Source organism: Methylobacterium sp. 285MFTsu5.1 (assembly GCF_000383455.1).
Lineage (GTDB): Bacteria > Pseudomonadota > Alphaproteobacteria > Rhizobiales > Beijerinckiaceae > Methylobacterium.
This window is the reverse complement of sequence record NZ_KB911271.1, coordinates 308,059-331,769: the sequence shown is the minus strand read 5'-3', so window position 1 is coordinate 331,769 and position 23,711 is coordinate 308,059. Positions and strand designations below refer to the sequence as shown.

17 protein-coding genes are annotated in these 23,711 nt (G+C 72.5%); 9 read left to right on the top strand and 8 right to left on the bottom strand.

What is annotated here, in order from left to right; translation table 11 throughout:
• The first annotated feature begins 353 nt into the window (after positions 1-353).
• Positions 354-1,976, top strand: a complete 1,623-nt coding sequence (locus tag H288_RS0105805; RefSeq protein WP_020091647.1) for an adenylate/guanylate cyclase domain-containing protein — start codon at positions 354-356, stop codon at positions 1,974-1,976.
• 16 nt (positions 1,977-1,992) lie between these two features.
• Here the strand turns inward: H288_RS0105805 and H288_RS0105800 are convergent, their stop codons facing one another.
• Positions 1,993-3,882 carry a M23 family metallopeptidase gene (locus tag H288_RS0105800; protein ID WP_020091646.1) on the bottom strand — a complete coding sequence of 630 codons (1,890 nt, stop codon included), beginning with the start codon at positions 3,880-3,882 and terminating at the stop codon, positions 1,993-1,995.
• Between the two features lie 381 nt (positions 3,883-4,263).
• Between H288_RS0105800 and H288_RS0105795 the strand changes: the two genes are divergently transcribed.
• Positions 4,264-4,593 (top strand): CsbD family protein, encoded by a 330-nt coding sequence (locus H288_RS0105795; RefSeq protein ID WP_026604704.1) that lies wholly within the window; start codon positions 4,264-4,266, stop codon positions 4,591-4,593.
• Between the two features lie 435 nt (positions 4,594-5,028).
• On the top strand, positions 5,029-5,289 hold the full coding sequence (locus H288_RS0105790) for a hypothetical protein (protein WP_020091644.1): 261 nt from the start codon (positions 5,029-5,031) through the stop codon (positions 5,287-5,289).
• A gap of 64 nt (positions 5,290-5,353) precedes the next feature.
• Here the strand turns inward: H288_RS0105790 and bcsS are convergent, their stop codons facing one another.
• Positions 5,354-6,169, bottom strand: a complete 816-nt coding sequence (gene bcsS / locus H288_RS0105785; RefSeq protein ID WP_020091643.1) for a cellulose biosynthesis protein BcsS — start codon at positions 6,167-6,169, stop codon at positions 5,354-5,356.
• 159 nt (positions 6,170-6,328) lie between these two features.
• Entirely contained in the window at positions 6,329-8,752 is a 2,424-nt protein-coding gene (locus H288_RS0105780) for a response regulator (RefSeq protein ID WP_020091642.1), read from the bottom strand.
• 426 nt (positions 8,753-9,178) lie between these two features.
• Between H288_RS0105780 and bcsA the strand changes: the two genes are divergently transcribed.
• The 5 genes from bcsA to bcsN are packed head-to-tail and all read left to right on the top strand — an operon-like array spanning position 9,179 to position 18,306.
• Entirely contained in the window at positions 9,179-11,578 is a 2,400-nt protein-coding gene (gene bcsA, locus H288_RS0105775) for a UDP-forming cellulose synthase catalytic subunit (protein WP_026604703.1), read from the top strand.
• A 5-nt stretch (positions 11,579-11,583) separates the two neighbouring features.
• Positions 11,584-14,175: a cellulose biosynthesis cyclic di-GMP-binding regulatory protein BcsB gene (locus H288_RS0105770; RefSeq protein ID WP_043712205.1), complete on the top strand. Its 2,592-nt coding sequence runs from the start codon at positions 11,584-11,586 to the stop codon at positions 14,173-14,175.
• Positions 14,172-15,326 carry a glycosyl hydrolase family 8 gene (locus H288_RS33795; protein WP_020091639.1) on the top strand — a complete coding sequence of 385 codons (1,155 nt, stop codon included), beginning with the start codon at positions 14,172-14,174 and terminating at the stop codon, positions 15,324-15,326. The genes H288_RS0105770 and H288_RS33795 overlap by 4 nt, the downstream gene beginning before the upstream one ends.
• The gene (locus H288_RS0105760; RefSeq protein WP_026604702.1) at positions 15,311-17,320 is read left to right on the top strand and encodes a hypothetical protein; all 2,010 of its coding nucleotides are present in this window, start codon (positions 15,311-15,313) and stop codon (positions 17,318-17,320) included. The genes H288_RS33795 and H288_RS0105760 overlap by 16 nt, the downstream gene beginning before the upstream one ends.
• Entirely contained in the window at positions 17,317-18,306 is a 990-nt protein-coding gene (gene bcsN / locus H288_RS0105755) for a cellulose biosynthesis protein BcsN (RefSeq protein ID WP_081636444.1), read from the top strand. Before H288_RS0105760 ends, bcsN begins: the two co-directional genes overlap by 4 nt.
• 35 nt (positions 18,307-18,341) lie before the next feature.
• On the opposite strand, the gene H288_RS0105750 is transcribed toward bcsN, so the two are convergent.
• The 5 genes from H288_RS0105750 to H288_RS0105730 all read right to left on the bottom strand — a co-directional run bounded on the left by H288_RS0105750 (position 18,342) and on the right by H288_RS0105730 (position 22,636).
• Positions 18,342-18,683 carry a hypothetical protein gene (locus H288_RS0105750; protein WP_081636443.1) on the bottom strand — a complete coding sequence of 114 codons (342 nt, stop codon included), beginning with the start codon at positions 18,681-18,683 and terminating at the stop codon, positions 18,342-18,344.
• A gap of 41 nt (positions 18,684-18,724) precedes the next feature.
• Positions 18,725-20,236, bottom strand: coding sequence for a DUF2336 domain-containing protein (locus tag H288_RS0105745; protein ID WP_020091637.1), 1,512 nt, complete (start codon positions 20,234-20,236; stop codon positions 18,725-18,727).
• Positions 20,233-21,342 carry a lytic transglycosylase gene (locus H288_RS32145; RefSeq protein ID WP_020091636.1) on the bottom strand — a complete coding sequence of 370 codons (1,110 nt, stop codon included), beginning with the start codon at positions 21,340-21,342 and terminating at the stop codon, positions 20,233-20,235. The genes H288_RS0105745 and H288_RS32145 overlap by 4 nt, the downstream gene beginning before the upstream one ends.
• Before the next feature lie 89 nt (positions 21,343-21,431).
• Positions 21,432-22,061, bottom strand: a complete 630-nt coding sequence (locus H288_RS0105735) for a flavin reductase family protein (protein WP_020091635.1) — start codon at positions 22,059-22,061, stop codon at positions 21,432-21,434.
• A gap of 11 nt (positions 22,062-22,072) precedes the next feature.
• Positions 22,073-22,636, bottom strand: coding sequence for a nitroreductase (locus tag H288_RS0105730; protein ID WP_020091634.1), 564 nt, complete (start codon positions 22,634-22,636; stop codon positions 22,073-22,075).
• Positions 22,637-22,789: 153 nt separating this feature from the next.
• Between H288_RS0105730 and H288_RS0105725 the strand changes: the two genes are divergently transcribed.
• Positions 22,790-23,707, top strand: coding sequence for a hypothetical protein (locus H288_RS0105725; protein WP_026604700.1), 918 nt, complete (start codon positions 22,790-22,792; stop codon positions 23,705-23,707).
• Positions 23,708-23,711: the final 4 nt, after the last annotated feature.

Below are 23,711 nucleotides of genomic sequence, written 5' to 3'. Positions count from 1 at the left end.
GCGCCCGCACCTATCTGAGATCGCCTGACCGGAATCACGCCGTCGACGCGCGGACTATAGGTGCCGTTCGAAGGATCCGCCGCAGGCACGGCTCGGGATGCGCCGCTCCCGACCGACGACGATGCGCCGATCCCGCGACAGCGGCTCAGCGCGCGTTCCGGAGAGCCGACGGCGGAGGGCGCGCTACGACCTCCCCAAGTCGATTGATTTCGTCGACTGTGTTTCGCGCAGACATTGCATTGATGCCGCGGTTCGGGGGGGGGCGAAAAGTCAATGCTTCTCGAGAAAGACATCATTGTATATGGAGCTGACCAGTATGGGGGCCGTGTCCTGGCGCCCCGGGGTCGCGAGAGATGTCGAGTTTCGACGAGTCGGTCGCGCGCCAGCAGCGGTTCATGGGACCGCTCCTGGTGGCGGCGATCCTGTTCGGCCTGGCCGGGCTGCCGGTCGCGGTCTGGCTCGACCTGCGCGGCCTGTCCGAGCGCATGCTCGCCACGCAGGCGATCGAGACCGGCCGGATCATCGACCAGATGCGCAGCTTCTACGCCAGCGACGTCGTCCAGGCGGTCAACGCCGCGACCGGCCGGGTCGAGACGCGTCACGATTACAAGGGGGTGCCGAACGCGATCCCGATCCCCGCGACGCTCTCCCTGGAACTCGGCGAGCGGATCAGCGGCGGCGACGGCGCGGTGAAGTACCGTTTCGTCTCCGATCTCCCGTTCAAGGACCGCAAGCCGCACGATCTCGACAGCTTCGAGACCCAGGCCCTGGCGGACCTCCGGGCGCACCCCCAGACCGGCTTCGTCAGCGAGACGACGGGGTCCATCTTCGACCGGCAGGTGCGCATCGCGGCGCCGATCCGCATGGAATCCGCCTGCGTGCGCTGCCACAACGCCCATCCCCTGAGCCCGAAGACCGACTGGAAGGTCGGCGACGTCCGAGGCATCCAGGAGATCGTCCTGCACCAGCCGATCGCCGCCAACGTCTTCGCCTTCAAGTACCTCCTCGGCTACTTCATCCTGGCGGCGCTCGCCGGCACCACCTTCCTGCTGCTGCAGGCGCGCCAGTCCCGCCTCATCGACCGGATGAACAGGGAGCTGACCGAGTCGAACGGGTTCCTGGCGTCGGTCTCGGTGCAGATCGCCAAGTACATCTCGCCCCAGGTCTACAAGAGCATCTTCAGCGGCGAGCGGGACGTGTCGGTGGCGACCGAGCGCAAGAAGCTGACGATCTTCTTCTCCGACATCAAGGACTTCACCGCGACCACCGAGCGCCTGCAGCCCGAGGAACTGACCGCGCTGCTGAACGAGTACCTGACCGAGATGACCGCCATCGCGGTCAAGCACGGCGGCACGGTGGACAAGTATATCGGCGACGCGATGCTAGTCTTCTTCGGCGACCCGGAGAGCCGGGGCGTCCGCGAGGACGCGCAGGCCTGCGTTCGAATGGCGATCGAGATGCAGAAGCGCCTGGGCCAGCTCAACGCCCGCTGGCGGCGATCCGGCATCGAGCGCCCGTTCCAGGCCCGGATCGGCATCAACACGGGCTACTGCAACGTCGGCAATTTCGGCAGCGACGAGCGGATGGACTACACGATCATCGGCGCGGAGGCGAACCTCGCCGCCCGCCTGCAGGCGGCCGCTGTCCCGGGCGGCATCACCCTGAGCTACGAGACCTACGCGCTGGTGAGCGACATCGTCCAGGCGAGCCCGCAGGAGCCGATCCGCATGAAGGGTATCAGCCGCGAGATCGTCCCCTACGCCATCGAGGGCGACCTCACCGCCGAGGCCCCGGAGACGATCTTCTCCGAACACGCCCGGGGGATCGACTTCTACGTCGACGTCGACGCCCTGGAGATGGAGGGCGCGGCGCGACTCCGGAAGCGCCTGCTCGACACGCTCGCCGCCGTCGACCGCCGGATGACCGGGGCGGGCACCCCCTCGGATGACGGCTCGCGGCCCTCCGCGGCCGGCTGAGGTCCGGGCGACCGCGTCAGAGCGGCAGGGCGGACATCGCCAGGGCGCCGTGGTGGCGGAGCGCGTTCGTGGCCGCCACCTGCCGCTTGAAAGCCGTCATCAGCCTGGGCGAAACGCCCTGGCTGTCGGGCAGGCGGATCGTCATCGGGTCGAGGAAGCGCCCGTTGACGCTCACCTCGTAGTGGACGTGGGGGCCCGTCGAGAGGCCGGTCGAGCCCATGTAGGCGATGACCTGCCCCTGATGGACGGTCGCGCCGACCTGAACGCCGTGCGCGAGCCGCTGCAGGTGATTGTAGGCCGTCACGTAGCCGTTCGCGTGGTGGATCTCGACGCGATTGCCGTAGCCACCGCGCGGGCCCGCATACGCCACGGTCCCGTCGCCCGTCGCCATGATCGGCGTGCCGGCCTTGTTGGCCCAATCGACGCCGTTGTGGAAGCGGGCGTAGTGGAGGATCGGATGGACGCGCGTGCCGAACGGGGAGGTGATCCGCCCGTCGGCGATCGGCATGCGCATCAGGAACTTGCGGAGCGAGTTGCCTGTCTCGCTGAAGTAGCTCGCCGTCCCGGCCTCGGGCGCCTCGAAGCGGTAGGCGCGGTGCTTCACCCCGCCGAGCGTCAGGGCGACGTAGCGCACCTCCGGCGGGCCGCCGACCTTCTCGCTCGGGCTGAACAGCACCTCCAGCCGGTCGGACGGGGCGATCCGGCGCTGCATGTCCAGGCCGAACGCGAAGATGCCGACGATGCGCTCGGCCAGGATGCCGGGCATGCCGTTGCGCAGGACCGCCTCGAAGATGCTCCTGTAGAGGCTGGCGCCCGAACCCTCTCCGTCGCCGTCGTCGCCGGAACGCGACGCCGCGACCTGGGCCGACGGCGGCGCCACCGTGACGAAGCCGCCGGAATCCCGTTCCGCGACGATCTCCTCGACGCCGCCCGCGCCGTAGAGCGTCACCCGGGCGATCCGGCGCGCGGCCTCGCCGGCGCGCGACCGGACGAGGAGAAGGTCAACGTGCTGCCCCTCGGCCAGCCCGGTGCGGGCATGCTCGCTGAAGGCGGCCAGGATGGCGGTCACGCTCGCGGGCTCGGCGCCGTTCGCCGCCAGCGCGTCGGCCAGAGTCTCGCCGCGCTTGAGCACGACGTCGCGCGTCTCGGTCAGGCTCAGGCCGGAGGCGGGCTGGGTCTCGGCGAGGTCGGTGATGTTCTCCGGGACGACCCGCACCTCGATCGCGTGGAACGGGTCGCGGCCCGTATCGGCGCCGGCGGCGGTCGCGGCGGCGTCGGCCGGCGCGGCGACCAGGATCTGCGAGAGCAGCCGCTGCGGCGCGAGCGGCGCGGCGATCCGCGGCCCCGTCTCGCGCGCCTCATCCGACTGCCTCTCCACGAGGGCCGTGACGTCCTCGTCGCTCAGGCCGGGCGCGTCGTCGGGAACCGGCGTGCCCTCGAGCGCGGAGCGCGTGATCGTGACCGTGGTCCCGGACGGATCGTCCACCGGCTCGTCTGCGACAGGGGCGACCTCTCCGTCCGCGGCGAGCTGGCGCGTCGGATCGAAGGGTGGGATCTGCCCGTCGACCGCGTCGCCGGAGGACAGGCTCGTGACCAGTCGCACGAAGGGCTGGGTCCGGATAATCTCGCGCTCGCCGACCTGGTGGGTCACCGGCGCGGAGAACTCCTCCCGGTCCGAGGCGACGAGTTGGCGCCGCACGAGGCGGTCGCCGCGCTGTCCGACCACGCCTTGCCCCTCCGCGACCTGGGCGGGCCCCTGGCGGAATGTCGGCTTGGCTGGCGCGAGATCGGTGTCGACGGACATGCGGAGCGCCGCCCCCATGAGGGCCGCGCCGCAGGTGGCGATCAGGCAGCTGGCGCAGAGCCAGCGCAGGTTCAGCCGTCGCCGGTCGAGCGGCGTCGTCACTCCGTGGGTCGGGGCCGCGACCGCGCTGCGCGACAGGGACCTGTGCAGAATGGGCAGCCCGCCGCGCGGTGCTCGTCCGCCCTCGTTCATCCGGTCCCCTCACGCTCAAGCTCGCCGCTTCGGCGGTGAGTGCGGCCTGAATGAGGCTGCGACTTGCGCCTGGCGCGACGCTCGTCCGCTCAAGGAGCGCACGTGTCGAACGCGGTACCGGCGGGCAGGACGGGGCATTCGTCGACCGCCCACGATCGTTTCGACCGGACTCCGCCACGGAGCCGGGGAACGCCCGGCGCAGATCGCTGTTGCCCCAGTCGCCACGGAGGGATCGGGGTCCGACCGCCGCGACTTCGGCACCTTGCCGCGACACATTCGGAGAACATGGTCATGGTCGACACGGACAGGGTCACGGGCGCCGCGCGCGCGTTCGGCGGGAAGGTGCAGGGCGCGGTCGGCGACGCCGTCGACTCGGACCGTCACGCGCTCGAGGGGCGTCTCCGGGAGGCGCAGGGCACCGCCGAGAATCTCTACGGCCAAGCCAAGGACGCCGTGCGGCACGCGGCCGACGAGGTCTCGGACCACGCCGCCGAGGCCTACGACCGGAGCCGCCACGTCGCCTGGGAAGGTCATCAGAAATCCGTCGAGTGGCCGCACGCCTCCCTGATCGTGGCCGGTCTCGTCGGCTTCGGTCTCGGTTTCCTCGTCAGCCGTCTCTGACACGGATCGCCGCGTGCCGCCGTCGGCTTCACGTCGACTGGATCGCGGGGCCGCGAGCGCCGTGCGCGATTAAGTCGGCACGGAGGCCAGGGCCGAGCCCGTGCCGCGGGAGGCGCGGGCCCCCTCTCCCGCGCGAGAGGGGGATGGCGCCGGTTCTCGACCGGGAACCGCCGTCCTAATCGAACCATCGCACATCGGTCGGAAGCGACCCGAGCGGGTTCAGGCACATGCCGCACGCAGCCGCCACGCCCGTCGGAAGCCCATCGGCGCTGCCTGGCCGATCCTTGCGGCACAGAGGGTGTCGGCGACCTGCGAGGGTCCACGCCCGAGTCCGGGAATGAGCCTCCAGTATCCACGCTGTTGGTAACTTGTGTTCCGTTATGGAACAGAGTCATTGGCTCTATTCTCGCTCTAGACACCGCTGAGAGGTGTCTAATGCATCAGTTTATCGGCCTATTTGCCATCTTCGTCACGCTGGCCGGCGTGCTCCACACCTGGGGTGCGCCGCGCTGGGCGATCGCCGGCCTCTGCCTGATCGGTCTCCTCGGCGTGTCGGCCACCGTCGTCGGCATTCAGCCAAAAGTGGCCCCGTCGCCGGTGTCCCAGGTGCAGTCGCTCAACGACGCGATGCAGCCCGTCTTCGAAGGCGTCTGGGACCCGCTGCGGCCCGGCCGGCTGCTGACGACGTCCCGCTAGCGTCTCCGGTCCGCCCGGGCTCCGCCGCGGGCCGCGGGTCCGGTTGGACAGCCCGCGCCGTACCCTAGAAGGTCGAGCGCGCCTCGATGCTGGAATAGTACCCGGAGCCCTGCACCCGATCCCGGACGTAGCCGGCGGCCACCGACATCTGGACGGGTCCGAAGCGGACGCCGGTCAGGTGGGCGCCGATCCGGTACTGGCGGAAGAAGTCGTCGCCGAGGAACAACGCCTCGGGTCCGATATAGACGCCGTCGGCGAGCATGTAGCCGACGCGCAGGCGCGAGTAGTAGGCGTTGAACTTCGTCGAGTACGAGCCGTAGGCCGAGACCATGGTCCGGTCGGTCGGCGTCGCGTAGAAATTGCCCGCGACCTTCAGCCCGACGCCCGTACCGACGACCGGGTTGCCCGGATCGGGAATCGACAGCTGGTTGCTGCGGACGTTGAAGCCGATGAATCCTGCGAGGGCCGCGTCCTTCCAGACCCACTCGTAACCCGCCTGCAGGGCGCCTTCCTGCTGGTAGCCGGTGACCCGCGTCGCGACGGACCGGCCGGGATACGAGTAGGTGCCACCGATGGCGTCCACGCGGACCCGCAGGCCGTCCCGGGTGGGTGAGCCGTTCGGCGCGGCGGTCACCGTCACGGAGCCGAAGGCCGAGCTGTTCGACGTGACGCTGGTGGATCCGTCGACCGCGACGGCCCAGCTGTCGTCGACCGCCTGCTGCGAGGCGCCCGTGTACCAGTCGGCGCCGGCGCTGCGCGCCGGGAGGTCGGCGGCGGCGGCCTGCGTGGCGGAGGCCGCCGCGCAGGCGCACGAGAGGGCCAGAACGGTCGTGTACGGAGTGCGAGGACGTCGGGCAGCTGATTCCGCAGTCCCGCCCATATTCGAAAGCTCCGTTAAGGTACGATTTACGCTTTAACCAACACTCGTCGACAATAGTTAACATTCACTTTTGGAAGGACTGAGTTTCGATCAGGGCGTCTGCGCGGAGAGCGAGCGCGAGAACCACGCGGTCGCTGCGTCGGGCGGGACGCGCGGCGATCAGGCCGCGCGCGCGCGGACCGCGGCGTCGAGGACGACCTGCAGGTCCTCGTTGCGGAAAGGCTTGTCGATCCGCAGGAAGGTGTCGGCGGAGCGCGGCAGCTGGCCGTGTGGGCTGGCGAGGATGACCCGAATCTGCGGGTACCGCTCGACCACGGTGGCGGCGAGCTGGAGGCCCGCCATCACCGGCATCGATTGATCGACGATCATCGCGTCGAAGGCGGCGTCGCGGGCGAGGATCTCGAGGGCGTGCGCCCCGGAGGCGGCCTGGACCACCGCGTGGCCGAGATCGGCGAGCACCTCTGCGACGCTGGCCCGCACGAGGCCGTCGCTCTCCACGAGCAGGATCTTCAGCCCCGCCGCGCGGATCGGAGGGAGCGTGGCGACGGCCGGGGGCGCGGCGGGCAGCCAGAACTCGGCCAGGAACGGCTCGGCGCCGGTGCCGTCGCGGATCAGGCGCCAGTGGCCGCCGGTCTCGGTCACGAGCGCCGCGGCTGCCGCGAGGGTCGGGCCTGCTGCCGTCGGCAGCGGCGCGGCCTCGGGTCGGCGACCGCTGCTGACGAGCACGCGCACGTAGGCCGCAACTTCCGCCGCGGCGCCCATGTCCTCGGGGGTGCCCTCGACGGCCGCGATGGCGAAGCCGGCGAGGCCGGCGTCTCGAATATGGAAGGCCAGGTTGAGGAGCAGCAGCTCCAGCACGCGCTCGCTGCACAGGACGGGCGGCAACCCGGCGGGGATGCGGTTGAGGACCGGCATCTCGCCGAGGGCGTTCGCGGCCAGGAACGGCAGGTAGCCCTCGAAGGTGGTGGCGAGGTCGGTCTCGGCGAGGGTGATGCCGGTCTCGTCGCCGCGCACGAGGTGCAGCATCCGGCGGGTGAGCGCCGCGCCCCGGCGCGCGCCGGCCGTCGCCCGCCCGACCAGCCGTTCCTGGTCGTCCCCGAGGGTGTGGCGCCGCGCCAGCAGCGTGAGATTCGTCAGGACGACGGTCAAAACGTCGTTGAACTCGTGGACGATGCCGTCGGTCACCCGCCGCAGGACGAGGTTGCGACGCGGCTCGACGGGCCGCGGCAGGGTCGCCCCCTCGCCGCCCGGCAGCTTCCGCATCAGGGCGAAGAGCCGCCGGTCGCCCCTGGCATCGGCGAGGCACAGCAGCCTTACCTGGACCTGCTGCTCCGGCCAGTCGCGGAGGTGCAGAGTCACGTCGTGCGGGCCGTCGGCCGCGAGGGCGGCGTCGCGCGCCCGGTCGAGCACGGGCCGGTCCTCGGCGACGAAGCAGGCGGCGAACGGGGCGGCGACGGGGGCCCCGTCGTCGCCGGCCGCGCTCCGCGAATCCAGCAGGGTCCGGCCGGTATCCGGATCGATCTCGCAGCAGGCCCAGCCGGAGACCGCCTCGAAGGTTGTCAGCCGCGCCTTGAGGCGCGCGACCTCGGACCCGGCGCCGGCCATCTGCAGCCCGGCACTGCGGCGATGCCCCGCGAAGACGTCCGAGAGCGCCGCGAACTCGCCGATCCAAGTGCGGGGCGCTTCGGTCTCGCCGGCGGTCTCGCTCTCACCCCTCAGGAGGCGGCGCAGCGGTCGCGTCAGCCGCTCTCCCGCGACGAAGCCGAGCGCCGCCGCACAGAGGATCAGGGCGAGCCCGACGCCCAGCATCCGCCAGTCCGGTGACGCGGCGAGCGCCGCGCCGGAGGGCACGGCCTGCGCCGTCACCAGCCATCCCGGCGAGCCGATCTCGGCCGCGAGACGCATCGGCGTCGTGGCCGAGACGGCCGTCGTCCGGAACGGGCTCGGGGCCCCCGACAGGACCCGGCTGTCCGGGGTGGCGACGAGGAAGCCGAGGGTGTCGGGCAGCGCCGCGGCGCGCCGCACCTCCTCCTCGACCTTGGTGAGATAGCTCGGGTCGGCGTCGAGGCGCAGCAGGCCGTCCTGACCGCGCTCGCCCAGCGCCACGGCGGTCCCGAACGGCGAGTCGGCCTCCGCCCCGTCGCTGACCACGATGACCCCGGCCGCGCGGCCGCGCAGGAACCACGTCTGCCGCGCGACGCTGCTGCCGACGCGGCGCTCGTCCCGGGCCGCCAGCACGGTACCGTCGGGCGCGACGAGGACGGCGTCCCGGTAGACCGGGTTGAGGTCGAGCCACCCGCGCAGGCGCGCGGCGCGCTGGTCGGCGGAGAGCAGGCCCTCGTCGTCGCGGAGCATCAGGGCGGCGCTGCGCGCGTCGACCACGGTCTGCCGCAGCCGCGCCGCGAGGGCGGCGACGTAGGCGCGCGAGGCCGAACCGACCATCTCCTGCGGGGACGCCGCGGGTCCGGGCCGCGCGGCCGGGACGACGATCAGGACGGCGGCCGCGAACCCCGCCGCCGCGGCGATCGCCACCTGCAGAGCGTTGAGCAATCCGAGGGAGATCTGCAGCGGCTTCGCGGTCATCCGTACGCCCGGGGGTCGGTGCCGAGCGAGGCGCGATTTTCGTTAAGGGTCGATTAAGGCCCGCGGCGCAACCCGGCCGTGCCCCCCGACGCGGGCGCGGTCCGCCGGGCGGGTCGTTCCGACTATCCGTGGCGCTCTGCGTCGCCTGCCCCGCACCGAAGCCGGTTATAGCGAAGCTTTAGAACGGAATATTAATGTATTCGGCGCAACGGCGCGTCCCGATCCCGCTCTCGCAGCCCGATCGACTTCGCCGCGCCGGGCATCATCTGGGTTGCTTGCATTCCTAAGTTAACTGTAATTTCCGGCGAAGTGGAGTGGGCTGGATATTACGAATGGGTTTGTTCATTGACCATCGTCGCTGTACAAACCCGGCGGTAGAGCCGTTGCACCTCGATCCGAGGGATTTTTGGCCCGGGAGGCTGTAGCGTGAGGCAGGCGTTGCGTTGGCTGGCCTGGGTTGGGGCGACAGTCGCCAGCCTCGCCCTGCTCAGCCAGCCGGTCGGGACGCAGGCCCAGCTCGCCATGAGCCTCGCCGCCATGGCGGTGATGATCGTGCTGTGGGCCGTGCTCGACGGGCCGCGCACGCGGTTCGTCTTCATGGCGCTCGGCAGCCTCGTGGTGCTGCGCTACATCCTGTGGCGGCTCACCAACACGCTGCCCTCGCCGGGCGACCCGGTCAGCTTCGGCTTCGGCCTGATCCTGCTGGTGGCCGAGCTCTACTGCGTCTTCATCCTGTTCGTCAGCCTGATCATCAACGCGGACCCGCTGCGGCGCGACCCACCGCCGGCTGCCCCGGCCGCCGACCTGCCCACGGTCGACGTGTTCGTCCCGAGCTACAACGAGGATGCCGCGATCCTCGCCATGACCCTGGCGGCGGCGCGACAGCTGAACTACCCGCCCGAGAAGCTCACGGTGTGGTTGCTCGACGACGGCGGTACCGACCAGAAGTGCAGCGATGCCGACCCGGCCAAGGCCGCGGCGGCGCGCGCCCGTCGGGGCGAGCTGCAGGCGCTCTGCGACGAGCTCGGCGCCCGCTACCTCACCCGCGCCCGGAACGAGCACGCGAAGGCGGGCAACCTCAACAACGGTCTCGCCCATGCCCGGGGGGACCTCGTGGCGGTGCTGGACGCCGACCACGTCCCGTTCCGCTCGTTCCTGACCGAGACCGTCGGCTATTTCGCGCAGGATCCGCGCCTGTTCCTCGTGCAGACGCCACACGCGTTCCTCAACCCCGACCCGGTCGAGCGCAATCTGCGGACCTTCGAGCGCATGCCCTCGGAGAACGAGATGTTCTACGCGGTCACGCAGCGCGGCCTCGACAAGTGGAACGGCTCGTTCTTCTGCGGCTCGGCGGCCCTTCTGCGCCGCACCGCCCTCGACGAGGCCGGCGGCTTCTCGGGCATCACCATCACGGAGGATTGCGAGACCGCCTTCGAGCTGCACTCGCGCAACTGGAACAGCGCCTACGTCGACAAGCCGCTGATCGCCGGCCTGCAGCCCGACACACTGGCGGACTTCATCGGCCAGCGCTCCCGCTGGTGCCAGGGGATGTTCCAAATCCTGCTGCTGAAGAACCCGGCCTTCCAGAAGGGCCTCAAGCCCATCCAGAAGATCGCCTATCTCTCCAGCATGACCTTCTGGTTCTTCCCGATCCCGCGGCTGATCTTCATGTTCGCGCCGCTGCTGCACATCTTCTTCGACCTGAAGATCTTCGTGGCCAGCGTGGACGAGTCGATCGCCTACACGCTGACCTACATCATCATCAACTTGATGATCCAGAACTACATCTACGGCAAGTTCCGATGGCCGTTCGTGTCGGAACTCTACGAGTACATCCAGGGCGTCTACCTGGCCAAGGCAATCGTCTCTGTCATCGCGTCGCCCCGCAAGCCGACCTTCAACGTCACCAACAAGGGGGCGACCCTCGACCACGACCACATCTCGTCGCTCGCCCTTCCGTTCTTCCTGATCTACCTGCTCCTGATGCTCGGCTGCGCCGTCGCGGCGTGGCGCTACCTGTACGAGCCCGGCGTGACCAACCTCATGCTGGTGGTCGGGCTGTGGAACTTCTTCAACCTGCTCACCGCGGGCGCGTCCCTCGGGGTCTGCGCCGAGCGGCGCCAGCTCGAGCGCACGCCCTCCCTGGCGATCGATCGCCAGGGCGTCCTCACGGTCGCCGGCCACAGCGTCGACGTCTCGATCGAGCGCGTCTCCGCCGAAGCCTGCACCCTGCGCCTCCTCGGCGGCGCCCTCGATCCGGGGCTCACGCGCCCGCCGCTGCGGGGGACGCTCAGCGTCGAGCCGACGGCCGGCGCGCGCCGGACCGCGCCGCTGCCGGTGCACCTGGACCAAGCGACGCGCGACGGACAGGAACTCGTCATGCGGGTGAACTTCGGCACGCTGGCCATCCGCGACTACCCGGCGCTCGCGGGACTCATGTACGGGGACGCTGAGGCGATGCGGCGCTTCCAGCTCCGGCGGCGGCGGCACAAGGACATTCCGACCGGCACGCTGCAATTCGCGTGGTGGGGCCTGGTCGAGCCGTTCCGCGCGCTCCGCTATCTTCTCGCGAGCCGACGCCCCAGGCCCGTCGAGATCGAGGAGGCGCCGATCTACGACGCACCGCACGACGCCGCCGCGGCACCGGCGCCGGCTCCGGTGCCGTCCGTCCCGGCACCGGCGGCCCCCGTTGCGGCGCCGTCGCTGCCCGCGACCGCCAAACCCACCGACATCGAGAGCGGGGACGACTGGGTCCGCCTGATGATGGATTACGAGAACGAGCGCACCCTGGCCGAGCTTCGCGGCCGGCGCACGAGCGCGGCGTGACGGCGATGGGTGCTCGGCTCCGCCTCCCCGTGCTGGGACTGCTGCTCGGTCTCACGAGCGTTCCTGCCCTGGCCCAGAGCTTCCTGGGCTCGGGGCCGGCGGAACGGCTGACGGTCCCGCCGAGCGGCAACGCCCTGCGCGCGCCGTCCGAGGACGGGTCGGGCCCCGCGCGCCGGCCGGACGCGTCGGCGACGGAGACGCGGCCGACCGCGCGCCCGTACGAGCCGCCCCGGACCGCCGCGCCTCAGACGGTGCCGCGCGCGGCGATCCAGGCGACCATCGCGCCGGCGCGCCGGCTTCCGTCCGGCCCGCGCGGCTTCCGCCTGACCGGGGAAGAGGATTCCCTACGCTACCCCGTCTACCTCACCGAGGCGCAGACGCGGGGACCGGCACGGCTGCGCCTCTCCTACCTGTCGGCGATCTCGGTGGCGCCGGAGAGTTCCGAACTCGCTGCCTTCGTCAACGGGACGAAGGTCGGCTGGACCCGCATCCAGGCGCCCGGTGCCGTGAAGGTGGTGGAGTTCGCCATCGGCGACGGCGTGCTGAAGCCCGGCTACAACGCCGTCACCTTCACCGCCAGCCAGCGCCATCGCGTCGACTGCTCGGTCGGGGCGACCTACGAATTGTGGACGCAGATCGATCCGTCGCGATCCGGCCTCGTGGTCCCGCCGGCGACCGACATGGACGTCCGGTCTCTCGCCGCCGCGGAGCCGGACGAGAGCGGCGCCCTGCCGATCCAGGTCATCCTGAACGAGCGCCCGAACCTCGCTCGCCTGGAGCGCATGATCGAGGCAGTGCAGGCCCTCGCCCTCGTGGGACGGGTCGCCCGTCCGACGGTGACCTTCGGCCCTCCACTGCAGGGCCGAAACGGCATCAACCTCGTCGTCGGTACAGCCTCCGAGATCGCCGGCATCGAAGGCGTTCCCGAACTCGGGCCGATCAGCGGGCCCCGCCTCGCCATCCTGCCGGCGCGGCCGAACACACCGCCGACCCTGGTCGTCACCGGAACCCGCGACGAGGACGTCCGTCAGGCCATCACCAACCTCGCCGTCCCACCCGACAACGGGACGCCGGGCGGGCTCAAGGCGGTCCAGCTGTTCCGCGGCTACATGGTGCACGGCGGCGAGAATCTGACGCTCGACCGCCTCGGCGTGACGTCCCGCGAGTTCTCGGGGCGCCTGCTCCATGTCGGCTTCGCCCTCCGCTTTCCCGGGGATTTCGTCCCGGCCGATTACGGCAAGGTGATGCTCCACCTGGCCGGGGCCTACGTGGCCGGGCTCTCCTCGGAGGCCCGCATCGTCATCGACATCAACGGGCGCAACGCGGCCAGCGTCCCGCTGCCCGACGGGCGCGGTGAGGTGTTCGACGACAGCGCGATTCCCCTGCCCTTCAGCCTCTGGCGCCCGGGGGTGAACCACGTCGAGATCTCGGCGCAGCTGCCGAACGCCGCCGACCAGGTCTGTGACACCCTCAGCCCGGCGGCCAAGCAGGCGCGCTTCCTGTTCCTCGACCGCTCGCGGATCGAGATCCCGCATTTCGCCCGGGCGGCGCGCAGCCCCGACCTCGCGGCGATCAAGGGGGGCGCCGTACCGTTCGTCGTCCCGGGGCAGCGCGCGCGCCTCGTGCTGCCGACGCCCGACCGCGACAGCGCCGACGCCGCCGCGACCCTCGCCGCCCGACTGGCGATGGCGGCCGAGCGCGTCATCGATTTCGAGGTCGTGACTCAGCAGCAGGTCGTGTCCGACACGAGCCAGCTCGTGGTCGCGCCCGCCCGCGCCCTCGACCCGGCGCTCCTGGAATCGGTCGGTTTCGATCCGCAGCAGGTCCAGCGGGTCTGGGAAGGCCGCGCCGACATGGTCGCCACCCCGGGCCAGTTCGGTCCCGAGGGCGTGCTCACCCTCGATCGGCTGCGCCGCAACCTCCCGATGCGTTGCGCCCTGCCGACCCTGATCCCGCAGGTGCGCCCGGCGCAGCCCGCCCCGGCCCAGCAGGCGCCGCCGTCCCAGGGCGAGACGAGCGCCGGGCCCTCCCCGACCAAGGCCCCGGCCCCCTCGCCGGGCTCCGCGTCGGACCGTGAGCTCATCGACCGCTGGGAGGCGTCGACACGCGGCTCGCGCCAGATCTGGGCGGCCCTGGACAGCGTCTGGAACGAGATCACCGGCACGGTGCACTCCCTGCGCCAGACGATCACGGCGCAGGTGAAGCCGGACGAGACGGTCGAGGTTCCGGCCACGGCCTCGCTGCTCATCGCCGAGGGACCCCCGGTCCAGGCGAGCAACACCGTGATCGTGACCGCGCCGAACGCGTCGCTGCTGAAGGCGTCCGTCTCCTGCCTCGTCGACCCGGTGGTCTGGGCGAGGCTCGGCGGCAGCGCCGCCTTCCTCGACGCGTCGAACGGCACGCTGGTGACGTCCCGGCCCGAGCGGATCGAGATCGTCGAGACGCAGCCGCGATCTCTGCCGAACCTGCGCCTCGTGTCCGCGGCTTGGCTGTCGATCAACACGGAATACTACGTGGGCATGACCCTCGCGATGGCTCTCTGCCTCGGCCTGGCCACCACGAGCCTCGTGCGCAACGTCGGCAGGAAGAATCCATGAGTCGCCGCGCCCGCACCCCCCTCGCCGCAGCTTTCCTCGCCGCGGCGATCCTGCCCGCGGCGGCCGCCTCGCCCCAGGACGAGCCCGCCGTGCCTCCGAGTACCGCGCAGCCGGGCACGCAGCCCGCGCAGGCGCCCCGGACCGCGATTCAGGGGCTCGCCGGCAAGCTCGGCAACGACGCCGCGTGGCGGGCCTACCGCGCGCGGTTCATCACCGACCAGGGGCGCGTGGTCGACACCGCGAACGGTCAGATCAGCCACAGCGAGGGCCAGGGCTACGGCATGCTGCTCGCCGTGGCGGCCGGTGATCGGGTCAGCTTCGAGCGGATCTGGGGCTGGACCCGGGCCAATTTGATGGTCCGCGGCGACGAGTTGCTGGCGTGGCGCTGGTCACCCGACAAGCGTCCGGCGGTCAGCGACATGAACAACGCCACCGACGGCGACATCCTGATCGCCTGGGCGCTCACCGAGGCGGCCGAGGCCTGGAACGAGCCGAGCTACCGGACCGCCGCGCGCCGGATCGCCATCGAGTTCGGGCGCAAGACCATCCTGTTCCGGGACCCGCACGGGGCGCTGCTGCTGCCGGCGGTCTCGGGCTTCTCGGCGCGGGAGCGCCCGGACGGTCCGCTGATCAACCTCTCCTACTGGATCTTCCCCGCCTTCCCGCGCCTCGCCCTCGTCGCGCCGGAATACGACTGGGCGGCCCTGACGCGCAGCGGCCTCGCCCTGCTGCGGCAGTCGCGCTTCGGTCCGAGCAACCTGCCCACCGAGTGGATCTCCGCCAAGGAGGCGCCGCGTCCAGCGACCGGCTTCCCGCCGCTGTTCTCCTACAACGCCATCCGGATCCCGCTCTACCTCGTCTGGGCGGGACTGGTGCGGCCCGACGACCTCGCGCCGTTCCAGGCCCTGTGGTCGGGCGCCGATCGGGAACGGCTGCCGATCGTCGACACCGGCGACGGGCGGAAGGTCGAGTGGCTCACCGAGGCCGGCTACATGGGGCTCCCGGCCCTGGTGGCCTGCGCCCTCGACGGGACGCCCTTCCCCGAGGATGCGCGCGGCGACATCGGCAACCAGAACTACTACCCGGCCACTCTGAGCCTCCTCGCCCTGACCGCGGCCCGCATGCGTTACCCGTCATGCCTGAAGTCCTGACCGGTCGTCCGCCGGCACGCCTGCGACCGGCCGCGCCCTGCCTCCTGATGCTGGCGCTGTCCACCGCGCCGGCCGCCGCGCAGGTCGACGCGCGACCCGGTCCCGCGCCGCAGTCTCCCGCCGCGCCGACACGGTCCGAGCCCCGCATCGTCTACGGCGACGGCCCGCGCGCGCCGGCGATCCTGGCCGACCCGGCCACGTCGCGCACGACCGACATGGTCGACGAGAGCGCGCTGCGCTACTACGCGGCCCAGAAGCAGACGACTCGGATGAAGGCCGAGATCGCCCGCCTGAAGCGGCTCTATCCCGGCTGGAACGAGCCGCCGGACCTCAACGCGCTGCAGCCGAGCCCGCCCGAAGAGGCGCCCCTGTGGGACCTCTTCACCGCGGGGCGGTTCGACGACCTCCGCGCGGCGATCGTCGCGCGCAGGTCGATCGACCCCGCGTGGCAGCCCTCCGAGGAGCTCGCGCGCAAGCTCCGCCGGGCCGAGTTCCGGTCCCGGATCACGGCGCTCACCGGCAAGGACGCCGACGCGATCATCGACCTCTACCGCGCCGATTCCGGCGCCCTCGATCCGCTCGACGTCCAAAGCATCTGGATGGTCGCCGACGCCCTGGGCGATACCGGCTCGGGCGACGAGGCCTTCGAGCTCTACAAGTCGATCCTCGACGGCAACGCCGATTCCGGCGTGCGCCTCGCCACCATCCAGAAGGCGATGGCGCATCTGCGCATGGCGCAGGCGGAGCGCCTGATCGAGATGGGGCACCGGGGCGCGAACGGGGCCTCGGAATTCGACGCGATCCGCCTCGACATCACCCGTGCCCGGATCGCGGCCTTCCTGCACGAGGAGAGCGCCGAGACCCCGACCCCCGCCGATCTCGCGGCCTTCCAGGCCGTCGCCCGCAAGAGCGGCGATCCCACCCAGACGAGCCTCCTCGGCTGGTACGCCTACAAGCGCCGCCAGTTCCGGGAGGCGCTCGAATGGTTCAAGCAGGCGATCGCCCGGGGCGGCGACGCGATGGTCGCCCACGGGCTCGCCCTGACCCTGCGCCAGCTCGACATGGCGCGCGAGGCCGAGGAGGTCGCCTACGCGTGGCGCGACAAGTTCGTGGGCAACGAGCTGCTCTACATCGACATCCTGGAGCAGAAGCTGACGCTGCCCCGCCCGCCCGCGATCGAGCCCGCGCGCATCGCCCGCTACGCCCAGGTCGTGACGGCCTCCACCTCGGGCGAAGGCGCCCAGGGGCTGGCGTGGTACGCCTACAATTCCTGCCAGTTCGACACGGCGCTGGAGTGGTTCCAGCGGGCCGTCGCCTGGATGCCGAGCGAGGGGACCGTCTTCGGCTACGCCCTCACGCTGCAGCGTCTGAAGCGGCAGCGTCCGTACCTCGAGGTCGTGAACCGCTACGACGGCCTCTTCGCGAAGGTGGTCGACCTGCTGTTCCGCGAGAATGCCGGCGGGTCGCCGCTGCCCTGCGACCCCGTGCCCGCCGCCGCCGGGCCCGCACCCGGGCGGCACGCCGCGCCCGCGGCGCGGGTCGAGACGCCGCCGATCAACCGGGTGCCGCGGCCGGACCTGCCGCCGGCCGGCGCGGACGCCAAGCCCCTCGCCGTACAGCGCAACGAGTTTCCCCTGGCGGTCTCCATGGAGAACGCGCTCCGCTACCCGCCGCCGGGGCTCGTGCGGGTCCTGGCCGAACCCGTTCCCGCGGGGACCTACGCCCGCGAGCCCGCGACCCCGGCGCCGCCCCTGGTGGCCCGGCGCGTGCCCGGCGCGGGCCCGATGCCTTATGAGCGGTTCGGCTACGCCCTGCTCCCGGACTATCGCGGCGTCGACAAGCCCGAATTCCTGTCGCCGCCCGCCGCCGGGACCCTGTGGCAGGACCAGCAGGCCGAGCGCGGGCGACCCGAGAATTCCGAGGCGAAGCGGTTCCAGCTGCCCGCGCGCTCGGCCTACGACACCTCCGCCACGACCGAGCGGACCACCCCGTGAGGCGCGCGGCGATCCGTACGGCCCGGCTCTGCGCCCTGGCGTGTCTCCTGCTGCCCGCCGTCGCGCGGGCGCAGACGGTCCCGGTCCTGACCCTGCCCGGCGCCGGGACGCTGACCGCGGTGATCGAGACGCGCGAGCGCGACGGGTTCGACCAGCGGCTGCGCTATGCCGGCGGCGACGGTCGCAACCACGCCGAGATCGCCCTGCGCCGGGAGACCGCCGACCTGCTCCTCGCCTTCCCGCCGCGGCTGGCCAAGCCCAGCGAGTTCGGGATCGCGGGGGAGATCGCCGTCCGGTTTCCCGGGCAGGCGATGACGGTGCGGCCGCCGCTGCGGAACGCCTACGGCCCGGTGGGCATCGCGCTCGGCGCCGACTGCCTCTACGCGTGGCAGTGGATCGAGGGCGGACGCGGCGTCGCGTCCGCCGGCGGGCAGCCGCCCGCTCTGTTCCAGGCGGAGCCGCTCGCGCGCCGCGCGATCTCCCTGCGGATCCGGCTGTGCCGCACCGCCGAGGCCAGCCTCGGCGACCTCGTGCGGGCGGTGGAGGGCCTCAGGATCGCCCTGCCCGGCATCCGCCCCCCGCCGGTTGTCGCGCGTGTCCCGCCGCGTCGGGTCGCGCCGCGGGCCGCCGTCCGCCGCCCGAGCCGGCCGCCCGCGGCCGAGGCACGCCGAGACGAGGTTCCGCCGGTGCGGACGCCGGCCGCGTCACCGCCGCAGGTGCCCGTGGCGTCGCCCGTCGCACCACCCGCGGCGCCGCCCGTCGCGCCGCCGGCACCGTCCCCGAGCGCCGGGGCGCCGGATCAGAAGCGCTACATCGTGCCGCCGACCCCCCAGACCCCCGCACCGGTGCTGACGGAGCCGGGCGGCCAGCGCTACATCACCGAGGGGAGCGGCAGTGGGATCGCACCGAAGCCGGCGCCGGGGCAGGCCCCCGGCGAGACCTTCTTCCGCGACCTGCCGCCGGAGGCCTATCGGCCGCCGAACTGAGTTCAGGTCCGGGCGCCCGCCTCGGATCTGAGCCGTCAAAGCACGAAACGCCCGAGCTCGTTCGCCGGGAAGGTTCGGAAGCGCCGGTATCCGCCCTGCACGGCCTGGGCGAGGGACGCGACGCCCGCGAGATCGCCCGCCTCGGCCCTGCGGGAATCCGCTTCGGTCAGGACGAGGCCCACCGTGATCGAGACCGCGCTGATCGCGACCGGCACGGCGAGAACGTGTCGGCCGGTCAGCCCGTCGGAGGCGACCACGTCGACCGCGTAGAGGCTGAACAGGTAGGCGCGCTCCGCGATCAGCGTCCGCGCCTCCGCCAGGACGTAGCGCGGCTCCTCCCCCGGCACCCGGCGATATCGGGAGATGTCCGGTGCCATCGCTCCCCCGAGCGCCGAGCCTTGGCGGATCCAGGCGGCGATCAGGCGGCGATGCGCTCCGGCTTATCCTCGCTCGCGGCCGGCTCCGGCCCGGCGGGGTCCCGGCTGGCGCGGAAATGATCGAGGATGCTGTCGCCCAGACCGTCGAGCACGAGGTCGGTCGCGGCCTGGACCTCCGGGTCGACCTCCTCGGGCCGGTACCAGGCCAGGATCTGCTCGGGCAGCGCGTCGAGGATCGCGCCCACCGGGTTGACCGGCTCGGCCTCGGCAGGGCCGTCCGCGGCGTCGGCGATCGCCACGACGACCGGGGTCGCCGTATCGCTCTCCTCCGCGAAGGCGGTCCGGCGCTGGCTCTCCAGGGCGGCGCGCCACGCGGCGTCGGCGGCCTCGGCCTCCCGGCGGGCGGTCTCGCGCGCCAGTGCCTGGGCGGCGATGGCGCGGGCCACCTCGCGCGCCTCGTCGCGGGCCGCCTCGGCCTCGTAGCGGTTGAGCAGCGTGATGACCGGGTGCATCTCCGGATCCGACAGGTCGCCGCAGGCTCCGATGGCGGATTCGATGAGGCGCCGCGACAGGCCGGTGCCCCGGACCGGGGCCGCCGCGCGGGCGAGTTCCTGCCAGGCGGAGAGCGCCGCCTGCATCGCCGGCAGGAGCGCTTCGGGCAGCCCGGCGCGGTCGTGCAGGTCCGCGAACAGGCGCGGGTCGCGCATGGCCCGGGCGACTCCGGCATGATCCTGCCCCGACAGGTCGGCCAGGGCGGCGAGCGCGAAGTCCGTCCGGCCCGAGAGCACGGCGCGCAGGATCAGGCCCGCGGTCAGCTGCCGGGTCGCGCGCAGGTGCGTCACCAGCCGCGTCACGGCGGCCGCGCCGAAGCCCTCGCAGGCCTCGAGCGCGACGCGCTCGCCGGCCTCGCGGCTCATCCGGTCCAAGCGCTCGGCGCCGAGCCAGGCGCGGTCGGTGACGAAGCCGGTGAGCGCCCGCGCCACCGCGATCCCGAGGGCGTGGCGCACCTCCGGCGGCAGGTCGGCGCGGGCGAGGAGCGCCTCGCGCAGGGCGGCCTCGTCGCCGCGGCGCTCGATCATGCGCAGCATCCGGCCCGCGGTGATCTTCGCCGTCGGATTGGCCGCGAGTACGACCAGCGTGTCGGTCTCGCCGATCTCCGCCAGGGCGCCCGCGACCGCGTGCGAGAGGTGGTGCCGGGCGGCGATCACCGCGCGGGTGGCCTCGTCGCCGAGGGCGGCCGCGTCCACGAGGTCGGCGTCGGTGAGGACCGGCGAGCGGGCGAGCACCGGCCGCGCCACCTCGGGAACGTCGGAGGACAGAGCGACGACCAGCGGGCGCGGCGCCCGCGCCGAGGCCGCGCAGGTCTCGGCCAGCGCCCGGCGCACCAGCGGCGACGGGTCGTCGAGGAGCGCGAGCAGCGCGGTCTTGGCCTCCCAGGCCGCGTCGGCGCCCAGGTCGCCGTAGAGGTAGGTCCGGGCCAGCGTCGCGGTCGCCTCGGCCCGGCGCTCGGCCGAGGCGTCCTGCGTCCAGGCCAGAAAGTCGCGGATGATCATCGACCGCTCCGGGGGGCGAACAGGCTGGTCCTGCTGCCGGACATGGACGCCGCGGCCGCGAGGTCCGCGGGTCGGCGGGGCGGCAGCGGCGGATTGAGGAGGGCGGCGCCCGGCGGCGTCGCCGCCGGTCCGGCCGTTGCGCCCATGACGGCACCCGTGATGGCACCCGTGACGGCGGGCTCCGCGACGGCGACGCGCGGTGGCGGCTCGGCGTCGGAGCGCGGGAAATAGGTCGGCGCCGCGTGCTGCAGCGGCGCGGCGCTGTTGCGCGCCTGCCAGAGACGGGCCGCGGCGTCGGAGGCCGCGCCGCGCTGGTCCGTCTGGAACAGGCTGCGCAGGTCCGAGGTCCCGCCGAACGCGGTCGCCGCGCTGGCGTAGGCCGAGACGGCCTGCGGCGCCGCGGCGCCGTCCTGGCGCAGGCCGGTCAGGTCGGTGGCGGCGGCGCCCTGGGCCGCCGCCGAGAGGCTGGCATAGAGTTCGGCAGCACTCCGCGGCCGGCCGGCGCGGTCGTAGAACAGCGCCCGGTTGGCACCGGCCGCCTCCGGCAGGTCGAGGGCGGCGGCGCGCTCGGGGAAGGCGCGGGCGGTCGAGATCAAAGCGGCCGCGCCCTTCGCGCCCAGCACGTGGGCCGCGTAGAGATCGCCCGCGGTCGGCTCGCGGCCGAGGGCGCCCGTGAGGGCGTCGGCGTTCTGCTGGGTCAGCGCGCCGGCCAGCGTCGCGGAGATCTTGGGATCGCGGCGCAGGTCGAGGATCGCCTGCCGCTGGCCCGCGTCGGGAACCGTGTAGGTGCCGTCCGACTGCCGGGTGATCGCGTCGGCCTGCGCCTGCAGGCCGAGCCGCGGCCCGGCATTCTTCATCACGCCGAGCCAGGTCTGCTCGATGAACTGGAACAGGCCGGTGGCCGAGGAGGTGCCGGCCTTGGCGGCGGGATCGAGGGCGGATTCCCGCCGCGCCGTGGCGAGGAGATAGTCGAAGCCGACGCCGCTCGCCGTCGCCCCGTCGCGGATGGCCTGGACCACCGGCCCGGAGGCGGGCGTGCCCGGCAGCGCCCGCGCCTGGGGCGGCGGGCTCTCCGGTGGGCTCGACGGCGTGGTGAACAGGAACATCCGGGCGGGCACGGTGCTGGAGACCGCCCGAACCTGCGCCCGCTATGGTAAACAAGTCCTCAATCGGCCGCGCGCGACCGGTTCCTGTTTCAGGACCCGGTGAACTCCCCCGCGCCCTTCGGTCGGCGCATCTGGAAGCGCGTGTCGGCGGTTGCGTGGAAGTAGTCGAAGTACCCGCCGCGCATGATCGGGTGCATCGCCGCCGTATCGACCATTCCGTCCGCAACGTACCGCTCGTCGACGTAGATCGACACCACCTGCCCGATCACCAGGAAGTTCTCCGCCTCCCCGCCCGAGAGGGGCACCAGCGGCACGGTCTGGAGCCACCGGCACTCCAGGGCCGCCGGCGAGGCGGCCACGCGCGGCGGCCGCACCTTCTGCGAGGGCGCGGTCTCCAGGTTGGCGAAGGCGAACTCGCTCGTTCCGCGCGGCAGCGGCGCCGAGGAATCGTTCATCCCGTCGCGCAGGTCCCAGGTGGCGAGACTGCAGACGAACTCCCGGCCCTCCTCGGCGAAGGTCATCGCGTCCTTCCGGCCCGAGGAGGAGAACGCGACCATGTTGTCGGCCACGGCGTTGAAGAACGAGTAGGGCGCGAGGTTGAGCGCGCCCGCGCGGTTCATGGCGCTGATCCAGCCGATCGGTCGCGGCGCGACGATGGCCTTCAGCGGGTTGTGCGGGAGGGCGCGCGACTCGCGCGGCAGGTCGAGGTCGTAGTGCACGGCCGGTCCCTTCAGAGGTAGGTGACGATCTCGTCGAGGGCCGGCCGCGGCCGGTCGGAGGGCACCTCGCGCGCCCGGCCGATATGGACGAAGCCGGCGAGCTTCTCGGTGGGCGCGAGGCCGAGGGCGTCGAGCACGCGGCGGTCGTAGGCGCACCACTCGGTCAGCCACGACGTGGCGAAGCCGGCGGCGTTCGCGGCGATCACGAGGTTCATGGTGGCGGCACCGGCGGAGAGCACCTGCTCCCAGTCCGGGATCTTCACGTGCGGGCCCGCCCGCGAGACCACCGCGACGACGACCGGCGCGTGGGTCAGGCGGGCGCGTTCCTGCGCGAGCCGCTCGGGCGCCGCGTCGGGATTGTCGGCCGCGAAGGTCGCCGCGATGACCTCGCCAACCTTCGCCCGGGCCTCGCCGGCGATGACGATGAAGCGCCAGGGCGCGAGCTTGCCGTGGTCGGGCACCCGCGAGGCGGCCGTCAGGATGGATTCCAGCTGCGCCCTGTCGGGCCCGGGCTCGTCCAGCAGCGCCGGCGGCACCGAGCGTCGGGTCTTCAGGAGATCGAGGGTGGCGGTCATGCGCTCCGTCCCGGTATCGCGTCCCGACCGGGATGTGGCATGCGCGGGCCGCCGGTGGAAGAGCGGCCTTGCCGCCGCCACGGTCGGGAGTCAGAGGCAGGCCCGGACGATCCGGTGTCGCGACCGGCGAGACGAGCAGAGAAGGGCCGACCGATGCGCATGAGGCTTGCAGCGACCGCGCTGGCGATGCTCGCCGCCGGCCCGCCGGCCGCGCTCGCGCAGCAGGACCCGTTCCAGAACCGGCTCGGCGGCGCCCTGCCCTCGCCGTCGATCACGACCCCGAACCTGCCGCCGTCCCTGCCCCCGGCCGAGCCGGACGCGCAGCTGTCCCTGTCGGCGCTCCTGTCGGGACCGGGCACGGCCCTGCGCCAGGGGCTCGCGTGGCGGATCTACGAGGATCGCGGCGACGGCACGCGGCCGTCGATCGTCGCCCGCTCGACCGAGGCCGAGCCGCATTTCACCCTCGCGCCGGGCGCCTACGTGGCGACCGTGACCTACGGCTTCGCCAGCGCCTCGAAGCGGATCGTGATGGGCGGGCAGCCGACGACCGACACGCTGCGGGTGGCCGCCGGCGCCCTGAAGCTCGCGGGTGCGGTGGGCGATCAGAAGATCCCGCCCGGTCAGGTGATGTTCTCGGTCTTCGTCCCGGTCGGGACCAATTCCGAGGGCCGGCTCGTGCGCGCCGGCATCAAGACCGGCGAGCTGCTGCGCCTGCCGGAGGGCACGTACCACGTCGTCTCGACCTACGGAGAATCGAACGCGATCCAGCGCGCGGACCTGCGCGTCGAGAACGGCAAGGTCACGGAGGCGACACTCAACCATCGCGCCGCGACGGTGACCCTGAAGCTCGTCGCCGCCCCCGGCGCCGAGGCCTTCGCGGGCACCGCCTTCTCGGTCCTCACCCCCGGCGGCGACACGATCCGCGAGGCGATCGGCGCCTTCCCGCAGGTCACCCTGGCGGAGGGCGACTACGTGCTGATCGCCCGCCACGACGGGCAGGTCTACACCCGGGAGTTCAAGGTCGAGAGCGGGCTCGACCGCGACATCGAGGTCGTGGCGAAGTCCGGCTGACGCT

What these genes read in the sequence shown, in the direction of transcription:
- H288_RS0105805 (WP_020091647.1), top strand. Translation starts at nt 354, where the DNA reads ATGTCGAGTTTCGACGAGTCGGTCGCGCGCCAGCAGCGGTTCATGGGA.
- H288_RS0105795 (WP_026604704.1), top strand. Translation starts at nt 4,264, where the DNA reads ATGGTCGACACGGACAGGGTCACGGGCGCCGCGCGCGCGTTCGGCGGG.
- H288_RS0105790 (WP_020091644.1), top strand. Translation starts at nt 5,029, where the DNA reads ATGCATCAGTTTATCGGCCTATTTGCCATCTTCGTCACGCTGGCCGGC.
- bcsS (WP_020091643.1), bottom strand. Translation starts at nt 6,169, where the DNA reads ATGGGCGGGACTGCGGAATCAGCTGCCCGACGTCCTCGCACTCCGTAC.
- H288_RS0105780 (WP_020091642.1), bottom strand. Translation starts at nt 8,752, where the DNA reads ATGACCGCGAAGCCGCTGCAGATCTCCCTCGGATTGCTCAACGCTCTG.
- H288_RS0105770 (WP_043712205.1), top strand. Translation starts at nt 11,584, where the DNA reads ATGGGTGCTCGGCTCCGCCTCCCCGTGCTGGGACTGCTGCTCGGTCTC.
- H288_RS33795 (WP_020091639.1), top strand. Translation starts at nt 14,172, where the DNA reads ATGAGTCGCCGCGCCCGCACCCCCCTCGCCGCAGCTTTCCTCGCCGCG.
- H288_RS0105760 (WP_026604702.1), top strand. Translation starts at nt 15,311, where the DNA reads ATGCCTGAAGTCCTGACCGGTCGTCCGCCGGCACGCCTGCGACCGGCC.
- H288_RS0105750 (WP_081636443.1), bottom strand. Translation starts at nt 18,683, where the DNA reads ATGGCACCGGACATCTCCCGATATCGCCGGGTGCCGGGGGAGGAGCCG.
- H288_RS0105745 (WP_020091637.1), bottom strand. Translation starts at nt 20,236, where the DNA reads ATGATCATCCGCGACTTTCTGGCCTGGACGCAGGACGCCTCGGCCGAG.
- H288_RS32145 (WP_020091636.1), bottom strand. Translation starts at nt 21,342, where the DNA reads ATGTTCCTGTTCACCACGCCGTCGAGCCCACCGGAGAGCCCGCCGCCC.
- H288_RS0105730 (WP_020091634.1), bottom strand. Translation starts at nt 22,636, where the DNA reads ATGACCGCCACCCTCGATCTCCTGAAGACCCGACGCTCGGTGCCGCCG.
- H288_RS0105725 (WP_026604700.1), top strand. Translation starts at nt 22,790, where the DNA reads ATGCGCATGAGGCTTGCAGCGACCGCGCTGGCGATGCTCGCCGCCGGC.